We start from the raw sequence: 22947 nt of genomic DNA on the forward strand, positions 1-22947 counted from the left end.
CCTGGGGGGACATACTCATGGGACAGCAGATCGAACGCCTGCGGGAGCGTGTACGGGGCCGGGTGATCACGGCGGAGGACGCCGGGTACGACGAGGCGCGCCGGGTGTACAACGCGATGATCGACCGCCGGCCGCTCGTGGTCGTGCGGTGCGCCGACGCGGGCGACGCCATGGCCACCGTGGACTTCGCCCGGGAGAACGACCTCGTCCTCTCGGTGCGCGGCGGTTCGCACAGTGTGCCGGGGTACGGCACGAACGACGGTGGGGTGGTGCTCGACCTGTCATCGATGCGCGGCGTCCGCGTCGATCCCCGCACCCGTACGGCCCGGGCCGAGGGCGGGTGCACCTGGGGGGATTTCAACCACGCGACGCACGCGTACGGGCTGGCGACGACCGGTGGGATCATCTCGACGACGGGCATCGGCGGGCTGACGCTCGGCGGCGGAATCGGCTATCTGAGCCGCCGCTGCGGCCTGACGATCGACAACCTGATCTCGGCGGACGTCGTCACCGCCGACGGCCGCTTCCTCGTGGCCTCGGAGAAGGAGTACGAGGACCTCTTCTGGGCGCTGCGCGGCGGAGGCGGGAACTTCGGCGTGGTGACGTCCTTCGAGTACCGCCTGCACCCGGTCGAGAACATCTTCGCGGGGATCTTCTTCTACCCGCTCGACCGCGCCCGTGACGTGCTGGAGTTCTACCGCGACCACATCAAGGAGGCGCCTGAGGAGCTGGGCTGCTACCCGGCCTTCCAGATCACGCCGCCGCTGCCGTTCATCCCCGAGTCCGAGCAGGCCACGCCGCACTGCGCGATGGTCGCGTGCTGGTCCGGTCCGCTCGACGAGGGTGAGCGGGCCCTACGGCCGATCCGGACGGTCGCGCCGACGGTCGGCGAGCTCGTCGCGCCGATGCCGTACCCGATGATCAACAGCGCGCTCGACGCGCTCGTGCCCCGGGGTCTGCAGCACTACTGGAAGACGGCGTTCGCGACGGAGCTGACCGACGGCGCCATCGCGGCGCATCTCCAGCACGGCCCGGGGCTGCCCGCCGTGAACTCCACGGTGCACATCTACCCGATCAACGGGGCGTGCCACCGGGTGCCCGCGGGCGCCACCGCGTTCACGGGCCGCGACATGACGTTCGCGACCGTGATCGCCGGCATGTGGCCCGACCCGTCGGCGAACGAGGGCAACATCGCCTGGGTACGGGACTACTTCCAGGCGTTGCGCCCCCATTCGGCGTCCGGCGGCTACGTCAACTTCATGTCCGAGGACGACCGCGCCCATGTCCGGGACGACTATCGGGACGCCTACGCGCGGCTGGCCTCGATCAAGAAGGCGTACGACCCTGGCAACCTGTTCCGGCTGAACCAGAACATCGAGCCCGCCGGCTGACGCGGTCAGGGATGCGCCGGCATGGCACCGCCCGGCGCGATGCCGGGGCGTCCGCCGCGGAGCTTCCTGAGCCGGAAGCTCGCCGCGATCGTCGCGAGCCCGAAGCCGATCGCGGAGAAGCCGATGAGCCAGGCCACCGCGAAGATGCCGGAGACGGGCGAGAGCAGCACGATGAGCCCGAAGACCACCGAGAGCACGCCGAACAGGACGTACATCCACTCGCCGTGGATCTCCTTGCGCATCTGGAGCGCGGTGACGATCTCGCTGATCCCCGTGACGATCGCCCAGATCGCGACGAGGAGGACGATCGCCAGAGCCGTGGCGCGCGGCCAGAACAGCGCGATCAGGCCGACGATGATGCCGACCGCGCCCTCGAAGATGAGCAGCGACCGCCCTCCGGCCGGGGCGCCGAAGGCGGCGACGATGGCGGAGATCCCGTCCGCCAGGGCGAAGACGCCGAACATGATGGCCAGGACGAGGAGCGTGATGCCCGGCCAGAGTATGGCCAGCACGCCGAAGATGACGGCGAGGACGCCGCGCACCGTGAGCAGCCACCAGTGCCGGGCCATGTACTCGAGCCACATGACAGGCCTCCCTGCGGAACGGAACCCTTTCACAGGGGGTCTTTGCCGCTCAAATGCGATGGAAGACCAAGCTCAACCCCGTATGTGGCAAATGACCGCAATCTTATGAATCGTCCCTGACCCCGCCGCGTACGGGGCGGGGTCAGGGACGATCAGGTGATCAGCGCAGGTCGCCGTTGGTCATGCCGATCGGGGCCGCGGGCAGCGCGATCAGGCCGGTCTCCGCGCGGGAGGCCAGCAGCTCGTGCCGGGGCACGACCCGCACGCTGTACCCGAACGCCCCGGTCCGGTCGAGGGGGACCTCGCCGGCGAAGCGCCACCGGCCGTCGCCGAGGGTCTCGGCCTGGGTGAGCTCCAGGTAGGACGGCTCGACCAGCGCGTCGGTGTCGTCGACCCGGCCGTACGCGACCTCGACCGCGACGTCGTCCGGGATCAGCTCGCCGAGGTGGACCGTGGCGCGCACGGTCAGGTGGGTGCCGAGGTGCGGGGTCTCGCTCGCGCCGGTGGACTCGACGTGCTCGACCGTGACGGACGGCCAGGCCTTGCCGACGCGGTGCTTCCAGGCGGCGAGGGCCTTCGCGGCGGCGTTGCCGTCGGCGGACAGCAGGCGGGCCGAGCCGGCGGCCGGGGCGTACAGGTCGACGACGTAGTCGCGGACCATGCGCCCGGCGAGGACCTTCGGGCCGAGGGAGGCCAGCGTGTGCTTGACCATCTCCAGCCAGCGGCGCGGGAGGCCGTCGCCCGGGCGGTCGTAGAACAGCACGGAGACGTGGTCCTCGATCAGCTCGTAGAGGGCCTGCGCCTCGATGTCGTCGCGGCGGTCCGGGTCGGCGGCGCGGTCGGCGGACGGGATGGCCCAGCCGTTGTTGCCGTCGAACCACTCGTCCCACCAGCCGTCGCGGATCGAGAGGTTCAGCCCGCCGTTCAGGGCGACCTTCATGCCGGAGGTGCCGCAGGCCTCGAGCGGGCGCAGCGGGTTGTTCATCCAGACGTCGCAGCCCTGGACGAGCGACTGGCCGAGCGCCATGTCGTAGTCCGGCAGGAACACGATGCGGTGCCGGATCTCGGGGTCGTCACCGAACCGCACGATCTCCTGGATCAGCCGCTTGCCGCCCTCGTCGGCGGGGTGCGCCTTGCCGGCGATGATGATCTGCACCGGCCGCTCGGGGTCGAGCAGGATCGACTTGAGCCGCTCCGGGTCGCGCAGCATCAGCGTGAGCCGTTTGTACGACGGGACGCGGCGGGCGAAGCCGAACGTCAGGACGTCGGGGTCGAGCGCGTCGTCGATCCAGGTCAGCTCGGCCTCGCTCGCGCCGCGCTGGCGCCAGGAGTCGCGGAGGCGCCGGCGGGCGTCCTCGACGAGCCGGGCGCGGAGCGTACGCCGGATGCGCCAGATCTCGGACTCGGAGACCCGCTGCACGCCCTCCCAGCCGCGGCCGAACTCGACCACGTCGGGCAGCTCCCGCCGGGCGAGGTCGATGAACTCGGGGGCCACCCACGTGGAGCCGTGGACGCCGTTGGTGATCGAGCCGATCGGCACGTCGTCGGTGTCGAACCCGGGCCACAGGCCGCCGAACATCTCCCGGCTGACCCTGCCGTGCAGCTCGGAGACGCCGTTGACGCGCTGGGCCAGGCGCATGCCCATGACGGCCATGTTGAAGACCGAGACGTCGCCGCCTTCGTACGTCTCGGCGCCGAGGCCGAGGATGCGCTCGACGGGCAGGCCGTTGTCCTCGTTGGAGTCGCCGAAGTAGCGCTGGATCAGCTCGCGGGGGAAGCGGTCGATGCCGGCCGGGACCGGGGTGTGGGTGGTGAAGACCGTGCCCGCCCGGGTGGCCTCGAGCGCCTCGTCGAAGGACAGGCCCTGCTCCTCGATGTACTCGCGGATCCGCTCGAGGCCGAGGAAGCCGGCGTGGCCCTCGTTGGTGTGGAACACCTCAGGGGCGCTGTGGCCGGTGATGCGGGAGTAGGCGCGGATCGCGCGGACGCCGCCGATGCCGAGCAGCATCTCCTGGAGCAGGCGGTGGTCGGTGCCGCCGCCGTACAGGCGGTCGGTGACGTCGCGGGCGGCCGGGTCGTTCTCCTCGACGTCGGAGTCGAGGAGGAGCAGCGGCACGCGGCCGACCTGGGCCACCCAGACCTGCGCGCGCAGGGACCGGCCCTCGGGGAGGCCGACGGTGACCCGCGTGGGCGTGCCGTCGGTCTCGCGCAGGAGCGTCAGCGGGAGCCCGGCCGGGTCGATCGGGGGGTAGCGCTCGAGCTGCCAGCCGTCCGGCGAGAGGGACTGGGAGAAGTAACCGTGGCGGTACAGGAGTCCTACCCCGACGATCGGCACGCCGAGGTCGCTGGCGGTCTTGAGGTGATCGCCGGCGAGGATGCCCAGGCCACCGGAGTACTGGGGTAGCGCGGCGGCGATGCCGTACTCCGGGGAGAAGTACGCGATCGCCGCGGGGGCGTCGGACAGCCTCTGGTACCAGCGGGGGGCGGTGACGTACTCGCGGAGATCGTCGACGGCGTCGCCGAGAGCACGCAGGAAGCGCCGGTCACCGGTGAGCGCGGAGAGCCGCTCCGGCGAGACCTCCCCGAGAAGGCGGACCGGGTCGTGCCGGGTCGCCTCCCACAGGTCCGGATCCACCGACTCGAACAGGTCGAGCGTCTCGGGGTGCCAGGACCAGCGCAGGTTGAGAACGAGCTCCTCGAGCGGCTGCAGCGGCTCGGGCAGGACGGAGCGTACGGTGAATCTGCGGATCGCCTTCACGTGCGGCGACACTAATCGGTCCGGCCCGGTGCTCGCGACCCTAACCCGCCCAGTGGCCCACATCTTGATCTCCGTTTGAGCCTGGAAGCCCAACCAGCACGCCGGAAATGCGAATTTGGCGCTGACATGCGACGATTGCCGGAGAAGCGCGGCGAGGGCGCCTCTGACGCCTCCGGGAGACGAGATCCTTACGGGGACGCGTCGCACCCGGCGCCTCACCCGAGGCGATGAAAGAATCCGAGCGCGGACGGACCGCCGTCGCGTGCGGGCATCGGACGCGGCGGCACCACCGTCGTCAGAACGCGACAAAACACCCGTTTCATACCGCGGATACCGGCAACGGAGACGTTATGCGCCAACCCTCGCCGAGCACCCCCACTCGATCCGGCGACAGCGACCCTCAAGAAAGATCAATTCTTTCCGAAGAGCAGGCTGATCGCGTACCCGCGTCTGTACGCTCGCCTGCGATGATCGGACGCATTCCCATCCTCGACGTGCAGCCAGTGATCGACTGCGAACGCTGGCCCGCCAAGGCCGTTCCCGCCGAGGAGTTCGCCGTCGGCGCCACCGTGTTCCGCGAGGGCCACGAGCAGCTCGGCGCCGGCGTCGTCCTGCGGGATCCGGAGGGCCGAGCCGGGCCCCTCGTCCGCATGTCCGAGGTCACCCCCGGCACCGACCGGTACGCCGCGCAGGTGGCGGCGACCACCACCGGGCTGTGGCACTTCCGCGTGGAGGCGTGGGGCGATCCGATCGGGCACTGGTACCACGACGCGGGCATCAAGATCCCGCGCGGTCAGGACGTCGAGCTGATGCTCGAGGAGGGCGCCCGGCTGTTCGAGCGCGCCGCCGCGAGCCTGCCGAAGAAGGCCGCCGGCGCCCCGAAGAAGCGGGCGGCGCTGACCGCGCTCGCCCGTACGCTGCGGGAGCGGACGATCCCGCCGATGTTGCGGTTCGAGGCGGCGGACGCCCCGGAGGTGCACGAGGTCCTCGACGCGCACCCCCTGCGGGAGCACGTGACCACCTCGGAGTGGCACCCGCTGATCGTGCAGCGCGAGCGGGCGCTGTTCGGCTCCTGGTACGAGTTCTTCCCCCGCTCGGAGGGCGCGACGTACGACCCGATGGGCCGCCGGGCACCGCAGTCCGGAACGTTCCGAACGGCGATGAAGCGGCTCCCCGCCGTCGCCGAGATGGGCTTCGACGTCGTCTACCTCCCGCCGATCCACCCGATCGGCAGGCAGTTCCGCAAGGGGCCTAACAACACCCTGCACGCCGAGCCCCACGACCCCGGCTCGCCGTGGGCGATCGGCTCGGAGGAGGGCGGTCACGACGCGATCCACCCCGAACTTGGAACGATCGAGGACTTCGACGCCTTCGTCGCCCGTGCCCGTGAGCTCGGCATGGAGATCGCCCTCGACCTGGCCCTGCAGTGCTCGCCGGACCACCCGTGGGTGAGCAAGCACCCCGAGTGGTTCACCACGCGCGCCGACGGCTCGATCGCCTACGCGGAGAACCCGCCGAAGAAGTACCAGGACATCTACCCGATCAACTTCGACAACGACCCCGAGGGCATCTACGCGGAGGTCGAGCGGGTCGTCCGGCACTGGATGGCGCACGGCGTGCGGATCTTCCGGGTGGACAACCCGCACACCAAGCCGGTCGCGTTCTGGGAGCGGCTGCTGAAGAGCATCGCCGAGACCGACCCCGACGTGCTGTTCCTCGCCGAGGCGTTCACCCGCCCGGCGATGATGCACACGCTCGGCAAGATCGGCTTTCACCAGTCGTACACGTATTTCACGTGGCGCAACAGCAAGGACGAGCTGGAGGAGTACCTCCGCGAGCTGTCGGGCGCGGCGGCCGCCTACATGCGGCCCAACTTCTTCGTCAACACGCCCGACATCCTCAACGAGTACCTCCAGCACGGCGGGCCGCCGGCGTTCGCGATCCGCGCCGTGCTCGCCTCGACGCTGTCCCCCACCTGGGGTGTCTACTCGGGCTACGAGCTGTACGAGAACACCCCGGTGCGGCCGGGCAGCGAGGAGTACCGCGACTCGGAGAAGTACCAGTACCGCCCGCGGGACTGGGAGGCCGCCGAACGCGAGGGCCGCAGCCTGGCTCCGCTCATCCGGAACCTCAACTCTTTGCGAAGAACGCACCCGGCGTTGCGTAGGCTGCGTAACCTACATTTCCATCATGTCGACCAGCCCGAGCTGATCTGTTATTCCAAACGCGTGTCGGACGGTCCCGACCGCCCCGGAGACGTCGTGCTGGTCGTCGTGAACCTCAACCCACATCAGGTTCGCGAGGCGACGGTCCAACTCGACCTGCCCGCGCTCGGTCTCGACTGGTCGGACGAGTTCGTCGTCCACGACGAGCTGTCCGGCGAGTCGTACGACTGGCGGCAGGCGAACTACGTGCGCCTGGACCCCCATAACAGGCCTGCCCACATCTTCACGGTCTCGAGAGGCGACAGTTGACCCAGTTCGATCCCCTGGCGGGCGTCGGCCCGGTCGAGCCGGTTCCCGACACGTTCACGCGTGAGGCACCCAACGAGCCTCGCTGGTACAAGCACGCGGTCTTCTACGAGGTCCTCATCCGGGGCTTCTACGACTCCACCGGCGACGGCACCGGCGACATCCGGGGACTCACCGAGAAGCTCGACTATCTGCAGTGGCTCGGCATCGACTGCATCTGGCTGCTGCCGATCTACCAGTCGCCGCTGCGCGACGGCGGGTACGACATCAGCGACTTCATGAAGGTCCTCCCCGAGTTCGGCGATCTCGGTGACTTCGTGGAGCTCGTCGACGAGGCGCACAAGCGGGGCATCCGCGTGATCGCGGACCTGGTCATGAACCACACCAGCGACCAGCACCCGTGGTTCAAGGCGTCCCAGGAGGACCCGGACGGGCCGTTCGGCGACTTCTACGTCTGGTCCGACACGGACGACCAGTACAAGGACGCGCGGATCATCTTCGTCGACACCGAGACGTCGAACTGGACGTACGACCCGGTGCGCGGCCAGTACTACTGGCACCGCTTCTTCAACCACCAGCCGGACCTGAACTTCGACAACCCCGCGGTTCAGGACGCGATGCTGGAGGTCCTGCGGTTCTGGCTGGACCTCGGCATCGACGGGTTCCGCCTCGACGCCGTGCCCTACCTGTACGAGCGGGAGGGCACCAACTGCGAGAACCTCAAGGAGACCCACGACTACCTCAAGCGGGTCCGCAAGGAGGTCGACCGGCTCTACCCCGACCGGGTGCTGCTGGCCGAGGCGAACCAGTGGCCCGCCGACGTCGTGGAGTACTTCGGCGACCCGGCCACGGGCGGCGACGAGTGCCACATGGCGTTCCACTTCCCGGTCATGCCGCGCATCTACATGGCGGTCCGCCGGGAGCAGCGCTACCCCATCTCCGAGATCATGGCGCAGACGCCGAAGATCCCGGAGAACGCCCAGTGGGGCATCTTCCTCCGCAACCACGACGAGCTGACGCTCGAGATGGTGACGGACGAAGAGCGCGACTACATGTACTCCGAGTACGCCAAGGACCCGCGGATGAAGGCCAACATCGGCATCCGCCGGCGTCTGGCGCCGCTCCTGGACAACGACCGCAACCAGCTGGAGCTGTTCACCGCGCTGTTGCTGTCGCTTCCGGGCTCGCCCGTGATCTACTACGGTGACGAGATCGGCATGGGCGACAACATCTGGCTGGGCGACCGCGACGGCGTGCGTACGCCCATGCAGTGGACCCCGGACCGCAACGCCGGGTTCTCCAAGGCCGACCCGGCCCGGCTCTACCTCCCGGCCATCATGGATCCGATCTACGGATACCAGGCCATCAACGTCGAGTCGCAGCAGAACAACACCGGGTCGCTGCTGCACTGGACGCGCAAGATGATCGAGATCCGCAAGCGGCACATGGTCTTCGGCGTCGGCGACTACACCGAGCTCACCGCCTCCAACCCGAGCGTGCTGGCGTTCGTGCGGGAGTACGGCGAGGACCGCGTGCTGTGCGTCAACAACCTCTCGCGTTTCCCGCAGCCGGTGGAGCTCGACCTGCGGCGATTCGAGGGCGTCAATCCGGTGGAGTGCATGGGAGGGGTGCAATTCCCGCCAATTGGGGAGCTCCCGTATCTTCTGACGCTCCCTGGGCATGGTTTCTACTGGTTCCTCCTGTCCCCGAAGCCCGGGGGTGATGGCGAACAGCCATGACAAGGACGCAGGAGGCACAGGCGAGGTGACATAGTCAGTGCGACTGGAACGACTCGACGACCTGTTGGTGGACTGGCTCCCGCGCCAGCGTTGGTTCGCGGGCAAGGACCGGGCGATCGATGCGATCTCCGTCCTATACGACACGGAACTGGTCGAGGGCGATCCGTCGCTACACCACGTCATCATCGCCGTGCGCCAGGCCGGGGGCACCGACCGATATCAGGTGCCCCTGGGAGTACGCAGCGAGCTGCCCGGCCGACTCGAGTACGCGGCGATCGGGCAGCTCGACGACGACGCTCACCTCTACGACGCCGTGCACGATCCCGAGCTGACCCGGGTCTGGCTGGAGAACATGGCCGGCAACGTCGACGCCGGGCCGCTCACGTTCCGCTCGATCACCGGCATCGACACCGAGCTCGACAGCCTCGCCAGCCCCGCTGAGCAGAGCAACACCTCGCTGATCTACGGCGACGCCTACATCTGCAAGCTCTTCCGCCGGCTCACCCCCGGCATCAACCCCGACCTCGAACTCAGCCTCGGCCTCGCCCGGGCCGGCAGCAAACACGTCCCCGAGCTGTACGGCTGGTTCTCCAGCGACCTCGACGGCACCCTGTCCACGCTCGCGATGATGTCGGAATTCCTGCGCAGCGGGACCGACGGCTGGCAGCTCGCCGGCACCAGCGTCCGCGACCTGTACGCCGAGGCCGACCTGCGCGCCGACGAGGTCGGCGGCGACTTCGCCAGTGAGTCCGAGCGGCTCGGCGCGGCGACCGCCGAGGTCCACCGCGACCTGGCCGCCGCGTTCGGCACCGGCGAGATGCCGCCGGCCGAGGTACGCGCGGTGGCCGACCAGATGCACGCCCGCCTCGTCGAGACGTGCTCCGCCGTGCCCCAGCTCGCCCCGTACGCCGGACGGCTCACCGACGCCTTCGACGCCCTCGCCGAGCTGGAGAGGCCATTGACCGTCCAGCGCGTCCACGGCGACTACCACCTGGGCCAGGTGATGCGGACCGACTCCGGCTGGATGCTGCTCGACTTCGAAGGCGAGCCCGCCAAGCCCCTGGAGGAGCGCCGGGCCCCCGCCCACCCGCTGCGCGACGTCGCCGGGATGCTGCGCTCGTTCGACTACGCGGCCCGGCACCTGCTGGCCAACGGCCAGGCCATCGGCGGCGACCCCGACCAGCTGGAGTTCCGCGCCCAGGAGTGGGCCGACCGCAACCGGGCCGCCTTCTGCCGCGGGTACGCCGAGGCCGGCGGCACCGACCCGGCCGCGAACGAGATGGTCCTGCGCGCCTTCGAATTCGACAAGGCCGTCTACGAGGTCATGTACGAGGCGCGCAACCGGCCGTCCTGGCTACAGATCCCCCTCGGCTCCATCGCCGCCCTCAGCACCCGCCCGGAGTCGGATTATCTGGCGTACTGAATGACGGAGAAAAGGCGACCGTAAGATTATTTCCGGCCGCAACCCGCATTTTTGGAAATGCAGGTCGCCCTGTAGAGTTCCGGTCTGACGGAAACCCTACGGGCGACCCGTCATCCCGCGCCCTCGCCGGGATGTACCTGTTCGGCGAGAAGGAGCCGGAGGGTCTCCGGCGCCTCGGCGGCCACGGTCCTCGCGTAACCGGCCTGTATCTGCTGGTCGGTGAGATTGCCCGCCCGGGTCGCGTACCAGTGGCCCGCGTCGCTGCGCCAGACGACCCAGCCCGGAAAATCGGCCTCTAATGTGGCCTTGACAACGGCGAATTCCGCCATCTTGCCCCTTCGCGCTGGAAACACGGCCTTCTGTATACGAAAGTGGGTCGTATACGTCGAGGTGTCAAGACGCCCGTAAGCGGAACGTCCCTGTATGGCTATGAGGAGGGCAAGATGGCTATCCTCCCCGCTTACGCCCGGATCGCCGGCGAACTCCGTGAACTCATCCGCGACGGCACCTACCCGCCCGGAACGCGGCTGCCCACGATCGGCCGGCTGTGCGACGTCCACGGCGTCTCGGAGATCGTGATCCGCCAGGCCTTCGCCCTCCTGCGGACCGAAGGGCTGGTCGAGACGCGCCGGGGAGGCGGCACCGTGGTGCGCGGCCGGCCGCCCGCCCGGCGGCTGGCCATGGAGCGCTACCGCGCCGAGACGGCCCCTGCCGCGGTGCCCGCCACCTCCTTCACCGTCGACCACCAGATCACGTGGCGCGACTACCGCCTGGACCGGTCCTACTCGCGACATCGCGCCGACGAGGAGCTGTCCGCGCTGTTCGCGGTGGAGCCGGGAACCCTGTTGCTGCGCCGGTACTTCGTCTTCTGGGCGCGCGGCGAGCCGCAGCAGATCTCCACGAACTACCTGCCGTGGAGCCTGGTCGAGGGCACGCCCGTGGCCGACCCGGACCGGGAGCCGTGGCCGGGGGGCACGCCGGCGCAGCTGGCGTTCCTCGGCCATCCGGCCACGCGGGTCGAGGAGGCCGTACGGTCCCGGATGCCGACCCGGGAGGAGGCCGACACGCTTCGCATGGGCACCGGTGTCCCGGTCCTGACCATCACGCGGCGGATGTTCTCCGGCGACCGGGTCCTCGAGGTCTGCCGCGACATCGTCCTCCCCGCCGACCGGGTCGTCCTCGATTACGCGATAGATTTGTGATCTTGGGACCGGGGACCCAAGCGAAACCCTCATTTCGGGACCACGGTCTCTAGTGATCTTGGAGCCGAACCGCGACAGTCATCTCGGAAGCGGGGAGGCGCCATGCGTTTCAACATGCTGGGACCGTTGGAGCTACGGGCCGACGGCCGGACGACGTACGTACGGGCGCCGAAGCACCGTACGCTCCTCGCGGCTCTGCTCCTCCGGCCGGGCAGTCTCGTACGGCTGGATTCGCTGGCCGCCGCGCTGTGGCCGTCCGGGCCGCCGGCGTCCGGGGTCGCCAACATCCGCACGTACGTCCGTGAGCTGCGGACCATCCTCGGATCGGCCGCGTCCCGCCTGGAGACGAGGGCGGGCGGCTACCTGCTGTCCGTCGAGCCGTCCGAGGTGGACGCGCTGGAGTTCACCGCCGTCGCCCGCGAGGGCGACGCGGCACTGCGGTGCGCCGACGTGGAACGCGCGGCGGACGCCCTCGGCCGCGCCCTGGCCCTGTGGCGGGGCGAGGTGTGCGAGGACGTTCCGGCGTGGCCCTCGCTGACCGCGGAGTCACTCCGGCTCACCGAGCAGCGCCTCAGGGCCGCGGTCCAGCTCGGCGACGCCTGGCTCGTCCTCGGCCGGCACGCGGAGATGATCGGCGAGTTGCGGCGGCTGACGGTCGAGCAGCCGCTGCACGAGCGCCTCCACGCGCAGCTGATGCTGGCGCTGTACCGGTCGGGCCGTCAGGCCGACGCCTTCACCGTCTACCACGTGCTGCGCCTGCGGCTGATCGACGAGCTGGGCGTCGAGCCGGGAATCGAGCTGCGCCGGCTCTACGACCGGATGCTCCGCGGCGACCTCGACGGCCGGGACGAGCCGCCGGCGCGCGGCCGGAGGTTCGGCGCCGAGGACCTCCTCGAAGCGGGATGATCCCGGGGCGGCTCGGCGCCGAACCGGCCGCCGGTCAGGAGGCCGTCCAGTAGTACAGGGCATCGCCGACGAGGCGGATCGGGCCGGCGCCGTTGGTGGTGTTCTTCCAGCTCTTCCCGTTGTCGTGGGAGTACTTCATCGTCCAGCCGGTGCCGGGTCCCTTGTGCGGGAGCGCGCTGTGCTCCAGTCCCTGATGCGCGGCGTAGATGACCTTGTGCTTGGCGGTCATGCCGGTGGCCGATCCGCTGGTGACCATGTCGTCGTCGCTGGCGCCGACCAGCGTCCAGTCGGTGCCCTGGGTCGACTGGGGGTTCTGCCCCGACCACTTGAGGAAGCCGCTGCCGGGGCGCATGTCGCTGCACTGCTTCCAGCCGTAGGCGACCGTGCACGTCGTGGCCCAGCTGGTCCCGGTGAACGGGGTGCTGAGCGTCGCGACGTCCTCGACGTAGAGGTACTTCGGCCACTGTTTCGACGTCGCGCCGTACCTGTTGACTCCGGTGATGGCCGCCCGGACCACCAGACCGCCCATCGAGTGCGCGACCACGTCGACCGACTTGCCGTGCTTGGAATAGTGGTCGTAGATGTCCCACGCCAGGCGGCGGCCGAGCTCCTGGATCCTGCTGTTCAGGTCGCCGTCGAACTTACGGGTGCAGTGGGTGTCGCCCTTGTAGAAGCCCCACGTGACGAAGTCCCCGGTCCAGCCCCGCTTGCGCAGCGCGGACATCTCGGCGCCCCAGGCCGAGTTGCAGTCGTCGCCGCCGCCGTTGACGTCGCTGTGCACGAGATCGCTGCCGTGGACGAAGTAGACGGCCTCGTTCTTGCTGTTGTTCCGCGGCGGCGTCGCCGCGCTCGCGATCCCCTGGGTCCCCGACAGCACGGCCCCGACGGCCACGGTCGCGGTCAGGCCCCGCATGATTCGTCGCATCAACGCCACTACCTCCGGCCATCGGCAGCCGCGTCCGGGACGCCGGCTGTCTCCGCACTCGCGCGGCGATCATGGCCGGGGCTCATACATTGGCCGTACAGTCCGCATACAGAGCCAGGCCGCCCCACCGCCGTGACCGCGCGGAGATCGGGCCCCGCCGGAGGATTAGTCATCGACGGTCGGGCAGGCTTAGGGAGACGTGGCACACAAGAACCGAGGAGCGTCATGGCGCGGGTCACCCACGATGAGATCGACCGGTTGATCGGTGGAGATCACCACGACCCACACAGCGTGCTCGGCGCCCATCCCGGGCGTGACGGCATCACCGTCCGCGCGTTGCGGCCGCTGGCCTCGAAGGTCGAGGTCGTGCTCCCGGGCGGTGCCCGGCATCCGATGCGTCACGTGCACGAGGGCGTCTTCGCGGCCACGCTGCCCGCCGACGCCACGCTGGCCGGCGAGGAGCCCCAGGCGGTGCCCGACTACCGGCTCGCGGTCACGTACGACGGGCCCGAGCTCCTGCAGGACGACCCGTACCGCCACCTGCCGACCCTGGGCGAGCTCGACCTGCACCTGATCGGCGAGGGCCGGCACGAGGAGCTGTGGAAGGTCCTCGGCGCGCACACCCGCACGTACGGCTCGGTCTTCGGCCCGGTCCCCGGCGCGTCGTTCGCGGTGTGGGCCCCGAGCGCCCGCGGGGTCCGGGTCGTCGGCGATTTCAACCACTGGGACGGCCGGGCGTACCCGATGCGCTCGCTCGGCGCGACGGGGGTCTGGGAGCTGTTCGTCCCCGGGGTCGGCGACGGCACGAACTACAAGTTCGAGATCCTCGGCGCCGACCGGGTCTGGCGGCGCAAGGCCGACCCGATGGCGCGGTACGCCGAGAAGCCGCCCGCCACCGCGTCCACCGTCTTCACGTCCTCCTACGAGTGGGCGGACGACGAGTGGATGACGCGCCGCAAGTCGTACGACGCGCTGCACTCGCCGGTGAGCACGTACGAGGTCCACCTCGGCTCCTGGCGCACCGAGCTGGGCTACCGCGAGCTCGCCGACCAGCTGGTCGACTACGTCACCCACATGGGGTTCACGCACGTGGAGTTCCTGCCGGTGGCCGAGCACCCGTTCGGCGGGTCGTGGGGCTACCAGGTCACCTCGTACTACGCGCCCACGTCCCGCTTCGGGAACCCCGACGACTTCCGCCACCTCGTCGACCGGCTGCACCAGGCCGGCGTCGGCGTCATCATCGACTGGGTCCCGGGCCACTTCCCGAAGGACGAGTGGGCCCTGGCCCGCTTCGACGGCACGCCGCTGTACGAGCACGCCGACCCGCGCCGGGGCGAGCAGAAGGACTGGGGCACGCTCATCTTCGACTTCGGCCGTACGGAGGTCCGCAACTTCCTCGTCGCCAACGCGAACTACTGGCTGGAGGAGTTCCACGTCGACGGGCTGCGCGTGGACGCCGTCGCCTCGATGCTCTACCTCGACTACTCACGGGCCGAGGGCGAGTGGACGCCGAACATCTACGGCGGCCGGGAGAACCTCGAGGCCATCGACTTCCTCAAGGAGATGAACGCCACCGTCTACAAGCGCTCCCCCGGCATCATGACGATCGCCGAGGAGTCCACCGCCTGGCCCGGCGTCTCGCGCCCCACCCACCTCGGCGGGCTCGGCTTCGGGTTCAAGTGGAACATGGGCTGGATGCACGACACGCTCGCGTACCTCGAGCGCGACCCGCTCTACCGCGGCTACCACCACCACGAGATCACGTTCTCGATGGTGTACGCCTACTCGGAGAACTACGTGCTGCCGCTCTCGCACGACGAGGTGGTGCACGGCAAGGGCTCCCTGCTCGGCAAGATGCCCGGTGACGAGTGGCAGCGGTTCGCGAACCTCCGGACGCTGCTGGCCTTCATGTGGGCACACCCGGGCAAGCAGCTGCTGTTCATGGGCCAGGAGTTCGGGCAGGGCGCCGAGTGGGCCGAGTCCCGCTCCCTCGACTGGTGGCTGCTCGACGAGGCCGAGAACAACTACCACCGGGGGGTCCAGGAGCTGGTCCGCGACCTGAACCACGCCTACACGGGGTCGCCTCAGCTGTGGACGATGGACGCCGACCCGGAGGGGTTCCGCTGGATCGCCGCGGACGACGTCGCGGGCAACGTCATCTCCTTCCTCCGGTACGCCCCGGACGGCTCGCCGCTCGCCTGCGTCGTCAACTTCTCCGGCATCCCGCACGAGGACTACCGGCTCGGCCTGCCCCGCCCGGGCCGCTGGCGCGAACTGGTCAACACCGACGCGTACGAGTACGGCGGCAGCGGCGTCGGCAACCTCGGTCACGTCGAGGCGGTCGAGGAGCCCAGCCACGGCCTGCCGGCCTCGACCCGCCTGCGGGTGCCGCCGCTCGGCGCCGTCTGGCTCGCCCCGGAGTGACGGTCCCTCCGCCCCGGATAACCGTTGTGGCCGTGTCGGTGACACGGCCATGATGGAGCGATGTTCAATGATCATCGGGTCGGTGACCAGTGACGTCGCTGTACCACCGCGTCGCGGGCGGAAGCCTGGAACGTCTGTCGGCGCTGAACGACGGCGTGTTCGCGATCGTGCTCACGTTGCTCGTGCTGGATCTGCACGTGCCGGCGGAGAAGGTGATCCACCGGCAGCGGCCGCTGTGGAGTGACGGCTCGCTCTCGTCGGAGCGCGAGCTGTGGCATCTCCTCGGAGAGGTCGGGCCCAACCTGCTCACGTACCTGATGAGCTTCCTGACCCTGGGGATGTTCTACGTCGGCTGCCAGACGTTGTTCAACCACCTGCGGGGCAGCGACCGGAACTTCACCTGGCTGCAGCTGACCTTCCTGCTCGGCGTCTCCCTGCTGCCCTTCACCACCGCCCTGCTGGCGAAGTTCATCACCTTCCGGATCGCCGTCGCCCTGTACTGGCTGAACCTGCTGGCGCTGGGCCTGCTGCTGCTGGCCCTCGTCCGGTACGCGCGGAGGGCCGGGCTCCTCGACACCGAACGCACGCCCGGATTCCAGCGGGCCTTCGAACGCCGGATCGCGATCCCCCAGGTGCTGTACGCCGCCGCGTTCGCGCTGTGCGTGGTCAACACCTATGTGAGCATCGCGCTGGTCGTGCTGCTCCAGCTGAATTCGGCGATCGCTCCGAACATCCGGCCGCTCAACCGGTTCTGATCCGCGGTGCCCGGCCTCGTCGCCCCAAGGGGTCGCGATGAACGGGGCCACATGTGGCAATGACCTTGTGACGGCGCCGCGCACTGCGAGAGATTTCGCGCGCAACCTCAGGAGGTAGCGCGTGCGGATCTCAGCACGGCGAGGAGTCCTCGCCCCCATCGCAGTCGCGGCCGCCCTCGCGGCGGCCGGGACGCCCGCCGCCCATGCGGCGAAGAAGCCGACGATCAAGGTGTCGGGCGGGGTCACCCAGCCCGTCTTCTCGTACCAGAACGCCATCCGGGAGTTCGTCCGGGTCCAGTCGAGCGTCGACGCCGACGGTGACGGCAAGAAGGACCTGATCCGGGTCGACATCATCCGGCCGAAGGAGACGAACGCCGGGCTCCAGGTGCCCGCCATCATCGACGAGAGCCCGTACTACGACAACGCGGGCCGGGGCAACGAGTCCGAGCGCAAGCAGTACGACGCCAACGGCAACCCGGTGAAGTTCCCGCTGTTCTACGACAACTACTTCGTGCCGCGCGGCTACGCCGTCCTGAACGTCGACATGGACGGCACGACGAAGTCCGACGGCTGCCCCACCTCCGGCGGCGCCTCCGACGTCCTCGGCGGCAAGGCCGTCATCGACTGGCTGGGCGGCCGGGCCAAGGCCTTCGACGCCAACGGCAAGGAGGTGAAGGCCACCTGGTCCACCGGCCACGCCGGCATGATCGGCAAGTCGTACGACGGGACGCTCGCCAACGCCGTCGCCGCCACCGGCGTCAAGGGCCTGGACACGATCGTGCCGATCTCGGCGATCAGCTCCTGGTACGACTACAGCCGCGTGAACGGGACCATCTGGTTCAAGGGCGAGGAGGACGGGCTCGCGGAGTTCGTCGACACCGACCCGCCCGCCAAGTGCGCCGCCGTCCGCCAGAAGCTCGCCGACGGCCAGGACGACGCCACCGGGAACTACAACCCGTTCTGGAACGAGCGGAACTACCGGGTCGGGCCGATCGCCGACGTTGGCAACGTGCACGCCAGCGTCTTCGCGATTCACGGGATGAACGACCTCAACGTCAAGCCGAGCCAGTTCTCCACCTGGTGGGCGGCACTGGCCAAGCGCGGGGTGCCGCGGAAGGTCTGGCTGTCGCAGTACGGCCACGTCGACCCGTTCGACTTCCGCCGCGACGTCTGGGTGGACACCCTCCACCAGTGGTTCGACCACTGGCTGTGGAAGCTCCCCAACGGCGTCATGCAGCAGCCGCGCGCCGACCTCGAGGTGGGCCCCGACCAGTGGGTCACCCAGTCCGACTGGCCCGCGCCGCACACCCGTGCGCTGAGCCTGCGCCCGCAGGCGGACGGCACCCTGGGGCTCAAGGCGGGCACCGGCACCGGCGCGTACACCGACAGCAAGCAGGCCGAGGGCGACGACGTGTCCGACCCCACCACGGCGAAGGCGTACCGGCTGGCCTACACCACCGCGCCGCTGAAGCGGGACGTACGGCTGTCCGGCACACCCGAGGTGAGCCTGAAGATCAAGCTCGACAAGCCGACCGCCAACCTGGGCGCGCTGCTCGTCGACTACGGCACCGACACGCGGGTCAACTACCTCGGCGCCGGCTCGGGAGTGAAGACACTGACCACCGAGGACTGCCACGGTGAGAGCACGGCCGCCGACGACGCCTGCTACAAGAAGGTGGTCACGGACACGGTGACGTCCGACGTCAACGTGGTGACCCGTGGCTACCTCGACGCGCAGAACCGGCACTCCCTCAGCCACGCGTCACCGCTGACGCCGGGCACGGCCTACTCGGTCCGCTGGGACACCCTGCCGCAGGACTACCGCTTCAAGGCCGGGCACCGGCTCGCCCTCGTCCTCATCGGCACCGACGCCGACACCCAGGACGACGACGCCACCGGCGCCGCCGTGACGGTCGACCTGGCCGGCAGCAAGATCACCCTCCCGGTGATCGTCGGCGGCACGCCGTCGGAGTCGACCTTCTCGGCCGAGCAGAAGTGGCGCGGCCCGACCCACGTGGTCCTGCCCAAGCAGCCCCACGACTTCCACTGATCACCGAATGAAGCGGGCCCCGGGACAACCGTCCCGGGGCCCGCTCACGTACGGGGATCCTCAGCCGAGAACATCCTCGATGGAGTTGGCCGTAGCGGCCCGAATCCCCCACTCAACGAGTTGTCCCCAATCGGTGCACTCGGCGATACGAATGCGCTCCCGATCCGGGACCGCCACTTCATCAGCGGCGAGCATGGCCAAGACCAGCTCAGCCGCGCCCGCGTAGAAGTTCCTGCGGAAGAAATCGCTTTTGTATCTGCAGGGGTCGGTGATCGCGACACGTGTCATTGATCGAACACGTCGTCGATTGACTGCGCCGTAGCGGCTCGCCGTCCCCACTCCACGAGCTGCTCGAGGTCGGTGCACTCGACGATGCGCGCCCGGGCCTCGTCCGGCACCACGATCCCCCGGGCGGACAGCACGGCGAGGACCATGTCGGCCTGTCCCTCTGCCTTGCCTTCCGTCTTACCCTCGTGGAAGTAGCGGCGGGCGAAGTCGCTCTTGTAACCCGCTTCGGTCTTCATCATCCCCTCCAGAAGAGCCCGAGCCGCCCGAGGAAGCACGGCGAGTACCTCATCCATTAAACCTTGTGCCCGATCGACGTCGATGGTCTTCATACAGTCGAGCAACGTTTCGAAGACCTTGGGGCCATCGGGACCGGGACCGTGCACCGCGGCAGACAGGACGGCAAGCTCCGGAGCGGGAACCGTCTGCCCATCCGTCAGGACGGGAACCTCGTCCGGGCCGAGGACGAGAGGCCGCAAGACGAGGCCTGGGTGTCCGAGGTCGATCGGCTTGCGGGCCCACCCGGCGACGCCCGGCTTCGGGGAGATGACCAGCAGCACGGTCGGGCAACCCAGCCGGGCGCGGGCCGTGGCCACGTAGGCCGGCCACGTCAGGTGCTTCTGCGGATCCCGGCGCAGCTGCACCTCGACGATGACGGCGAGCTCCGGCTGATCCTTCCCGAGGGTCACGACCGCATCGGCGTGGTACGACACCGGCTTGTGCGCGCTGAGGTCGGTGGGCTCCATGCGCGCGTGCGCGGAGGACGGCACCAAGCCCTTGCACACGTAGTCGAGCAGGTCGGCCGCGAGCGCGGGCCGTAGCCGGATCAACTCCAACCACATCTGGTGATCACGACTGGGCATGCAGCGAACACTAATAGTGTTCGAATGCTTACGCAAAGCAATGGCAAAAATCAAGACCCTTAGCGGGCGGGGGCGGGGCGGTCGCGTCGGGGTGCCGGGTGCGGGAGGCGGGTCGCGCGGTGGGTCATGACCAGTTGCTGGGCGGCGAGGGTCACGCCTAGCCCCAGCCACAGCGCGTCGAGGGCGAACGGCTCGGCGAACACCGCCTGTCCCAGTGCTCCGAGCGCGAGCCGGGTGGCGACCGTCGCGAGCCACAGCAGGAGCGTGACGCCGCCGCCCCGGCGGTAGACGAGTCCGTCCTGGCCGCGCCACATCGGCATGGTGCGGCCGCGCAGCACGCCGAAGATCGCGGAGGCGATCAGTGAGACGACCAGCAGGCCGATGCCGGCGGCGGTCGCGCGGGAGGGCCCCGGCGGGACGAAGCCGCGGGCGACGCAGAGGACCACCCAGATCCAGTTCTGCCATCGCACGGGTCGCGTCGTGAACTGCAGGCCGATGACGAGTAGGGCGATGCCCACCGGCAGGGCCACGTTGACCGTCATGACGGTTACCGTTCCTCCTTGTCGCGGGGCACCAGCCCGGACGCCTCTGTCATGTGGCCGGCCAGCACGGCCGTCAGGCCGGAGCGGAAGGCGGCGTCACGGCCCGGGTCGGCCGGGTCGTGGCCGAGTCCGGAGAGCCAGGAGCGGTGCCCGAGCGCGTAGCCGTAGGCGGCGGACAGGCCGAGCAGCACGACCGCCTCGATCCGGTCCCGGCCGGGGACCTCTTCCCAGGGCAGTACCGCGCGGATGCCCTGGTCCATCGCGTCGACCAGCTCGCGCAGGCCCAGATCCGCCATCCCGAGGTCGGCGTGCAGCTCCGCCCACGCCCACAGGCGTACGTACCGCTCGTCCGCGAGCGTGTCGAACAGCACGCTCATCATCCCCTTGGCGGTCGGCAGGCCCGCCTCCGCGCGGATGCGGTCGCGGACGCGCTCGCGCAGCAGCGCGTTCTCGCGCCGGAGGACCTCCCGGACCAGGGCGCCGTAGGTGCCGAAGTAGTGCGTGACCAGGCCGTGCGTTACGCCGACCGCCTCGGCCACCTGCCGCAGCCCGACCCCGTCCGGCCCGCGCTCGGCGATGAGCGCCGCCGCGGCCGCCAGGATCTCCTCGCGCGCCTCGGCGGGCGTACGACGCCTGCGCCGCTGCGCTGCCATCCGCACCGCTCCTTATTGTCAAGCATGACAATAACAGCCGATCGAGGAGATCGGAACTCGATCCACCGCCGGCGGGGCCGCCCTTCGGCCGAAGGGCGGGCCTCATGCCGAGGCGCTGACCGCGTCCCGAGGTCGTGCGCGGTGCCGTCCGCGATGGCCCCGAGTTTGTCCGGGTTGGCCACGTTGTGGATGGCGGTGATGCGGCCGTCGGCGTCGAAGTCGAACGTGACGGTGGCGATCACGCGGCCCGGTCCGCTGAACACCACACCCGGCCCGCCGTTGATCTCGACGAGTTCGGCGGTCATGTCGGCGGGCTCGACGCCCTGGTAGGAGACGGTACCGAGGGCCGCGAACCAGGCGGCCACCGTGGACGCCCCCACGACCGGGCGCAGCGCCTGCCGGACCTTGCCGCCGCCGTCGGTCCACAGGGTGACGTCCGGGGACAGCAGTTCCATGAGGGCGTTGACGTCGCCACCGGTCGCGGCGGCGAAGAAGCGCTCGGTGACCTCGCGCTGCCGCGACCGGTCCGCGGTGAAGCGCGGCCGCCGGGCTCGTACGTGCTCGCGGGCACGGTGCGCGGCCTGGCGCACCGCGGCCTCGGAACGGTCCACCGCCTCGGCGATCTCGGCGTGGCTGAAGTCGACGGCCGCGGTGCCGAGGACGCGGTAGGCCACCGAGAACAGCAGGTTGCGGTGCTGGTCGAACACCTGCTGGTCGAGGTCCTGGGTCACCGGGCACCCCGGACCCGGGTGAAGCGGCCGCCGCGGGGCCAGAACGCGCCCGAGGCGGGCATCTTCTTCATGCGGCCGTAGGTCGGCCAGGGTGAAGCGGTCACGGTCTCCTTATACCGGGCCGCCATCCGGCCGGTCAGATACGTCCGCCGGGGGCTGTCGTCGGGGTGGGTGAACTGCACGACCGCGTCGTGCCGGCCCAGGCTCACCGGCGTGCGTGTGGTAGTAGCCGAACCGGAACGGCTTGGGCCGCTTCCCCTTCAGCGCGCGGACGATCGACACCGCGGCGTGCACACCGGTCGGCATGCCGCCCTGGCAGGTGCCGTGCATGACGCCGTAGCCCTGGCGGATGGCGGCCGCGTCGCCCACGGCGTACACCTCCGGGTGCGACACCGACCGCAGCGTGGCGTCGGTGACGACGCGGCCACGCTCGTCGACGGTCAGCCCGGCCGCGGCCGCCAGCGGCGACACCCGTGTACCGCTCGTCCACAGGACCAGGTCGGCGGCGATGCTCTCCCCGCCCGCCAGCTCGACCGTGTCGGGCAGCACCTTCACCACCTCGGCCCCGCCGCGCACCCGGACGCCGAGGCGCTCGAGCGCGGAGCGCAGGTACGCCCTGGCCTTCGGGTTCATGGCCGCCCCGGGTTCCCCCCGGCCCAGCAGCACGACGTTCAGCTCCGGGTGCCGCTCGGCGATCTCCGCGGCCGACTCGATGCCGGTCAGCCCGCTGCCGCCGACCACCACCGTGCCGGTGCCCATCCCCGCCAGCCGGCCGGCCAGCACCTCGGCGTCCTGGGCGCTGTTCAGGGTGTACGCGTGGTCCTCGACCCCCGGAACCGCGGCCGTGTCGGCCACGCCGCCCAACCCGTACACCAGTGTGTCGTAGTGCAGGACCTGGTCGTCGTCGATCCGCACGGTCTTCGCGTCCGCGTCGACCGCCGTCACCCAGCCGCGTACGAACCGGGCGCCCGTGCCCTCCAGCAGTTCCGGGATGCTCAGCTCGGCGAGCCGCTGCCCGGTCGCGGTCATGTGCAGCCGCAGCCGCTCGGTGAACCGCTCCTGCGGGTTCACCAGGGTCACCCGCACGTCCTCGCGCCGCTTGACCCGGGTCGCGAGCTGGATCGCCGCGGACATGCCCGCGTACCCCGCCCCCAGGATCAGAACGCGGTGTGGGGCCGCCGTGCCGGTTTCGTGCCGCGTGGTCATCTTCGCGCCTTTCGTCGTACTGATGACCACGAGATGGAA

Annotated in this window: 19 protein-coding genes; 9 read left to right on the plus strand and 10 right to left on the minus strand. The window is 69.9% G+C overall.

Translation table 11 applies throughout. The annotated features are described in order from the left end of the window. The first annotated feature begins 17 nt into the window (after window positions 1-17). A complete protein-coding gene (locus ABEA24_RS41970) occupies window positions 18-1391 on the plus strand; it encodes an FAD-binding oxidoreductase (protein WP_345439189.1) in 1374 nt (457 codons plus the stop codon). Between the two features lie 5 nt (window positions 1392-1396). Here the strand turns inward: ABEA24_RS41970 and ABEA24_RS41975 are convergent, their stop codons facing one another. Then, a complete protein-coding gene (locus tag ABEA24_RS41975; protein WP_345439191.1) occupies window positions 1397-1975 on the minus strand; it encodes an HdeD family acid-resistance protein in 579 nt (192 codons plus the stop codon). A gap of 160 nt (window positions 1976-2135) precedes the next feature. After that, on the minus strand, window positions 2136-4733 hold the full coding sequence (glgP, locus tag ABEA24_RS41980) for an alpha-glucan family phosphorylase (protein WP_345439193.1): 2598 nt from the start codon (window positions 4731-4733) through the stop codon (window positions 2136-2138). A gap of 467 nt (window positions 4734-5200) precedes the next feature. Between glgP and ABEA24_RS41985 the strand changes: the two genes are divergently transcribed. The 3 genes from ABEA24_RS41985 to ABEA24_RS41995 are packed head-to-tail and all read left to right on the plus strand — an operon-like array spanning window position 5201 to window position 10366. Then, complete coding sequence (locus tag ABEA24_RS41985) at window positions 5201-7207, plus strand: alpha-1,4-glucan--maltose-1-phosphate maltosyltransferase (RefSeq protein ID WP_345439195.1); 2007 nt, start codon at window positions 5201-5203, stop codon at window positions 7205-7207. Continuing rightward, window positions 7204-8943 carry a maltose alpha-D-glucosyltransferase gene (gene treS / locus ABEA24_RS41990; RefSeq protein WP_345439197.1) on the plus strand — a complete coding sequence of 580 codons (1740 nt, stop codon included), beginning with the start codon at window positions 7204-7206 and terminating at the stop codon, window positions 8941-8943. The genes ABEA24_RS41985 and treS overlap by 4 nt, the downstream gene beginning before the upstream one ends. 37 nt (window positions 8944-8980) lie before the next feature. Continuing rightward, complete coding sequence (locus tag ABEA24_RS41995; RefSeq protein ID WP_345439199.1) at window positions 8981-10366, plus strand: maltokinase N-terminal cap-like domain-containing protein; 1386 nt, start codon at window positions 8981-8983, stop codon at window positions 10364-10366. A gap of 110 nt (window positions 10367-10476) precedes the next feature. Here ABEA24_RS41995 and ABEA24_RS42000 read toward each other — a convergent pair whose 3' ends face one another. Further along, entirely contained in the window at window positions 10477-10695 is a 219-nt protein-coding gene (locus tag ABEA24_RS42000; protein ID WP_345439201.1) for a hypothetical protein, read from the minus strand. A gap of 114 nt (window positions 10696-10809) precedes the next feature. Here ABEA24_RS42000 and ABEA24_RS42005 point away from each other — a divergent pair, with 114 nt between their 5' ends. Both ABEA24_RS42005 and ABEA24_RS42010 read left to right on the plus strand, forming a co-directional pair. Next, window positions 10810-11568 carry a GntR family transcriptional regulator gene (locus ABEA24_RS42005; RefSeq protein WP_345439203.1) on the plus strand — a complete coding sequence of 253 codons (759 nt, stop codon included), beginning with the start codon at window positions 10810-10812 and terminating at the stop codon, window positions 11566-11568. Between the two features lie 102 nt (window positions 11569-11670). Next, the gene (locus tag ABEA24_RS42010) at window positions 11671-12474 is read left to right on the plus strand and encodes an AfsR/SARP family transcriptional regulator (protein ID WP_345439205.1); all 804 of its coding nucleotides are present in this window, start codon (window positions 11671-11673) and stop codon (window positions 12472-12474) included. Window positions 12475-12508: 34 nt separating this feature from the next. Here the strand turns inward: ABEA24_RS42010 and ABEA24_RS42015 are convergent, their stop codons facing one another. Then, window positions 12509-13399: an esterase/lipase family protein gene (locus ABEA24_RS42015; protein ID WP_345439207.1), complete on the minus strand. Its 891-nt coding sequence runs from the start codon at window positions 13397-13399 to the stop codon at window positions 12509-12511. Between the two features lie 225 nt (window positions 13400-13624). On the opposite strand from ABEA24_RS42015, the gene glgB reads away from it, so the two are divergent. The 3 genes from glgB to ABEA24_RS42030 all read left to right on the plus strand — a co-directional run bounded on the left by glgB (window position 13625) and on the right by ABEA24_RS42030 (window position 18628). Next, window positions 13625-15823: a 1,4-alpha-glucan branching protein GlgB gene (gene glgB / locus ABEA24_RS42020; RefSeq protein ID WP_345439209.1), complete on the plus strand. Its 2199-nt coding sequence runs from the start codon at window positions 13625-13627 to the stop codon at window positions 15821-15823. 89 nt (window positions 15824-15912) lie between these two features. After that, a complete protein-coding gene (locus ABEA24_RS42025) occupies window positions 15913-16578 on the plus strand; it encodes a TMEM175 family protein (RefSeq protein ID WP_345439211.1) in 666 nt (221 codons plus the stop codon). Between the two features lie 121 nt (window positions 16579-16699). Continuing rightward, complete coding sequence (locus ABEA24_RS42030; RefSeq protein WP_345439213.1) at window positions 16700-18628, plus strand: Xaa-Pro dipeptidyl-peptidase; 1929 nt, start codon at window positions 16700-16702, stop codon at window positions 18626-18628. A 60-nt stretch (window positions 18629-18688) separates the two neighbouring features. Here ABEA24_RS42030 and ABEA24_RS42035 read toward each other — a convergent pair whose 3' ends face one another. The 6 genes from ABEA24_RS42035 to ABEA24_RS42060 all read right to left on the minus strand — a co-directional run bounded on the left by ABEA24_RS42035 (window position 18689) and on the right by ABEA24_RS42060 (window position 22908). Beyond that, window positions 18689-18916 carry a hypothetical protein gene (locus tag ABEA24_RS42035; protein WP_345439215.1) on the minus strand — a complete coding sequence of 76 codons (228 nt, stop codon included), beginning with the start codon at window positions 18914-18916 and terminating at the stop codon, window positions 18689-18691. Continuing rightward, window positions 18913-19776, minus strand: coding sequence for a hypothetical protein (locus ABEA24_RS42040; protein WP_345439217.1), 864 nt, complete (start codon window positions 19774-19776; stop codon window positions 18913-18915). Before ABEA24_RS42040 ends, ABEA24_RS42035 begins: the two co-directional genes overlap by 4 nt. A 59-nt stretch (window positions 19777-19835) precedes the next feature. Continuing rightward, window positions 19836-20318 carry a hypothetical protein gene (locus ABEA24_RS42045; RefSeq protein ID WP_345439219.1) on the minus strand — a complete coding sequence of 161 codons (483 nt, stop codon included), beginning with the start codon at window positions 20316-20318 and terminating at the stop codon, window positions 19836-19838. 5 nt (window positions 20319-20323) lie between these two features. Continuing rightward, window positions 20324-20920, minus strand: a complete 597-nt coding sequence (locus ABEA24_RS42050) for a TetR/AcrR family transcriptional regulator (protein WP_345439625.1) — start codon at window positions 20918-20920, stop codon at window positions 20324-20326. After that, window positions 20836-21702: a sigma factor-like helix-turn-helix DNA-binding protein gene (locus tag ABEA24_RS42055; protein WP_345439221.1), complete on the minus strand. Its 867-nt coding sequence runs from the start codon at window positions 21700-21702 to the stop codon at window positions 20836-20838. Before ABEA24_RS42055 ends, ABEA24_RS42050 begins: the two co-directional genes overlap by 85 nt. 111 nt (window positions 21703-21813) lie before the next feature. Continuing rightward, complete coding sequence (locus tag ABEA24_RS42060) at window positions 21814-22908, minus strand: NAD(P)/FAD-dependent oxidoreductase (protein ID WP_345439223.1); 1095 nt, start codon at window positions 22906-22908, stop codon at window positions 21814-21816. Window positions 22909-22947 lie beyond the last annotated feature (39 nt).

The organism is Actinoallomurus vinaceus, assembly GCF_039542055.1.
Classification (GTDB): Bacteria; Actinomycetota; Actinomycetes; order Streptosporangiales; family Streptosporangiaceae; genus Actinoallomurus; species Actinoallomurus vinaceus.

Excerpts from the sequence above, each read along its gene's own strand:
- ABEA24_RS41970 (WP_345439189.1), top strand. The coding sequence starts at position 18 with ATGGGACAGCAGATCGAACGCCTGCGGGAGCGTGTACGGGGCCGGGTG.
- ABEA24_RS41975 (WP_345439191.1), bottom strand. The coding sequence starts at position 1,975 with ATGTGGCTCGAGTACATGGCCCGGCACTGGTGGCTGCTCACGGTGCGC.
- ABEA24_RS41985 (WP_345439195.1), top strand. The coding sequence starts at position 5,201 with ATGATCGGACGCATTCCCATCCTCGACGTGCAGCCAGTGATCGACTGC.
- ABEA24_RS42000 (WP_345439201.1), bottom strand. The coding sequence starts at position 10,695 with ATGGCGGAATTCGCCGTTGTCAAGGCCACATTAGAGGCCGATTTTCCG.
- ABEA24_RS42005 (WP_345439203.1), top strand. The coding sequence starts at position 10,810 with ATGGCTATCCTCCCCGCTTACGCCCGGATCGCCGGCGAACTCCGTGAA.
- ABEA24_RS42010 (WP_345439205.1), top strand. The coding sequence starts at position 11,671 with ATGCGTTTCAACATGCTGGGACCGTTGGAGCTACGGGCCGACGGCCGG.
- ABEA24_RS42015 (WP_345439207.1), bottom strand. The coding sequence starts at position 13,399 with ATGCGACGAATCATGCGGGGCCTGACCGCGACCGTGGCCGTCGGGGCC.
- glgB (WP_345439209.1), top strand. The coding sequence starts at position 13,625 with ATGGCGCGGGTCACCCACGATGAGATCGACCGGTTGATCGGTGGAGAT.
- ABEA24_RS42035 (WP_345439215.1), bottom strand. The coding sequence starts at position 18,916 with ATGACACGTGTCGCGATCACCGACCCCTGCAGATACAAAAGCGATTTC.
- ABEA24_RS42040 (WP_345439217.1), bottom strand. The coding sequence starts at position 19,776 with ATGCCCAGTCGTGATCACCAGATGTGGTTGGAGTTGATCCGGCTACGG.
- ABEA24_RS42045 (WP_345439219.1), bottom strand. The coding sequence starts at position 20,318 with ATGACGGTCAACGTGGCCCTGCCGGTGGGCATCGCCCTACTCGTCATC.
- ABEA24_RS42060 (WP_345439223.1), bottom strand. The coding sequence starts at position 22,908 with ATGACCACGCGGCACGAAACCGGCACGGCGGCCCCACACCGCGTTCTG.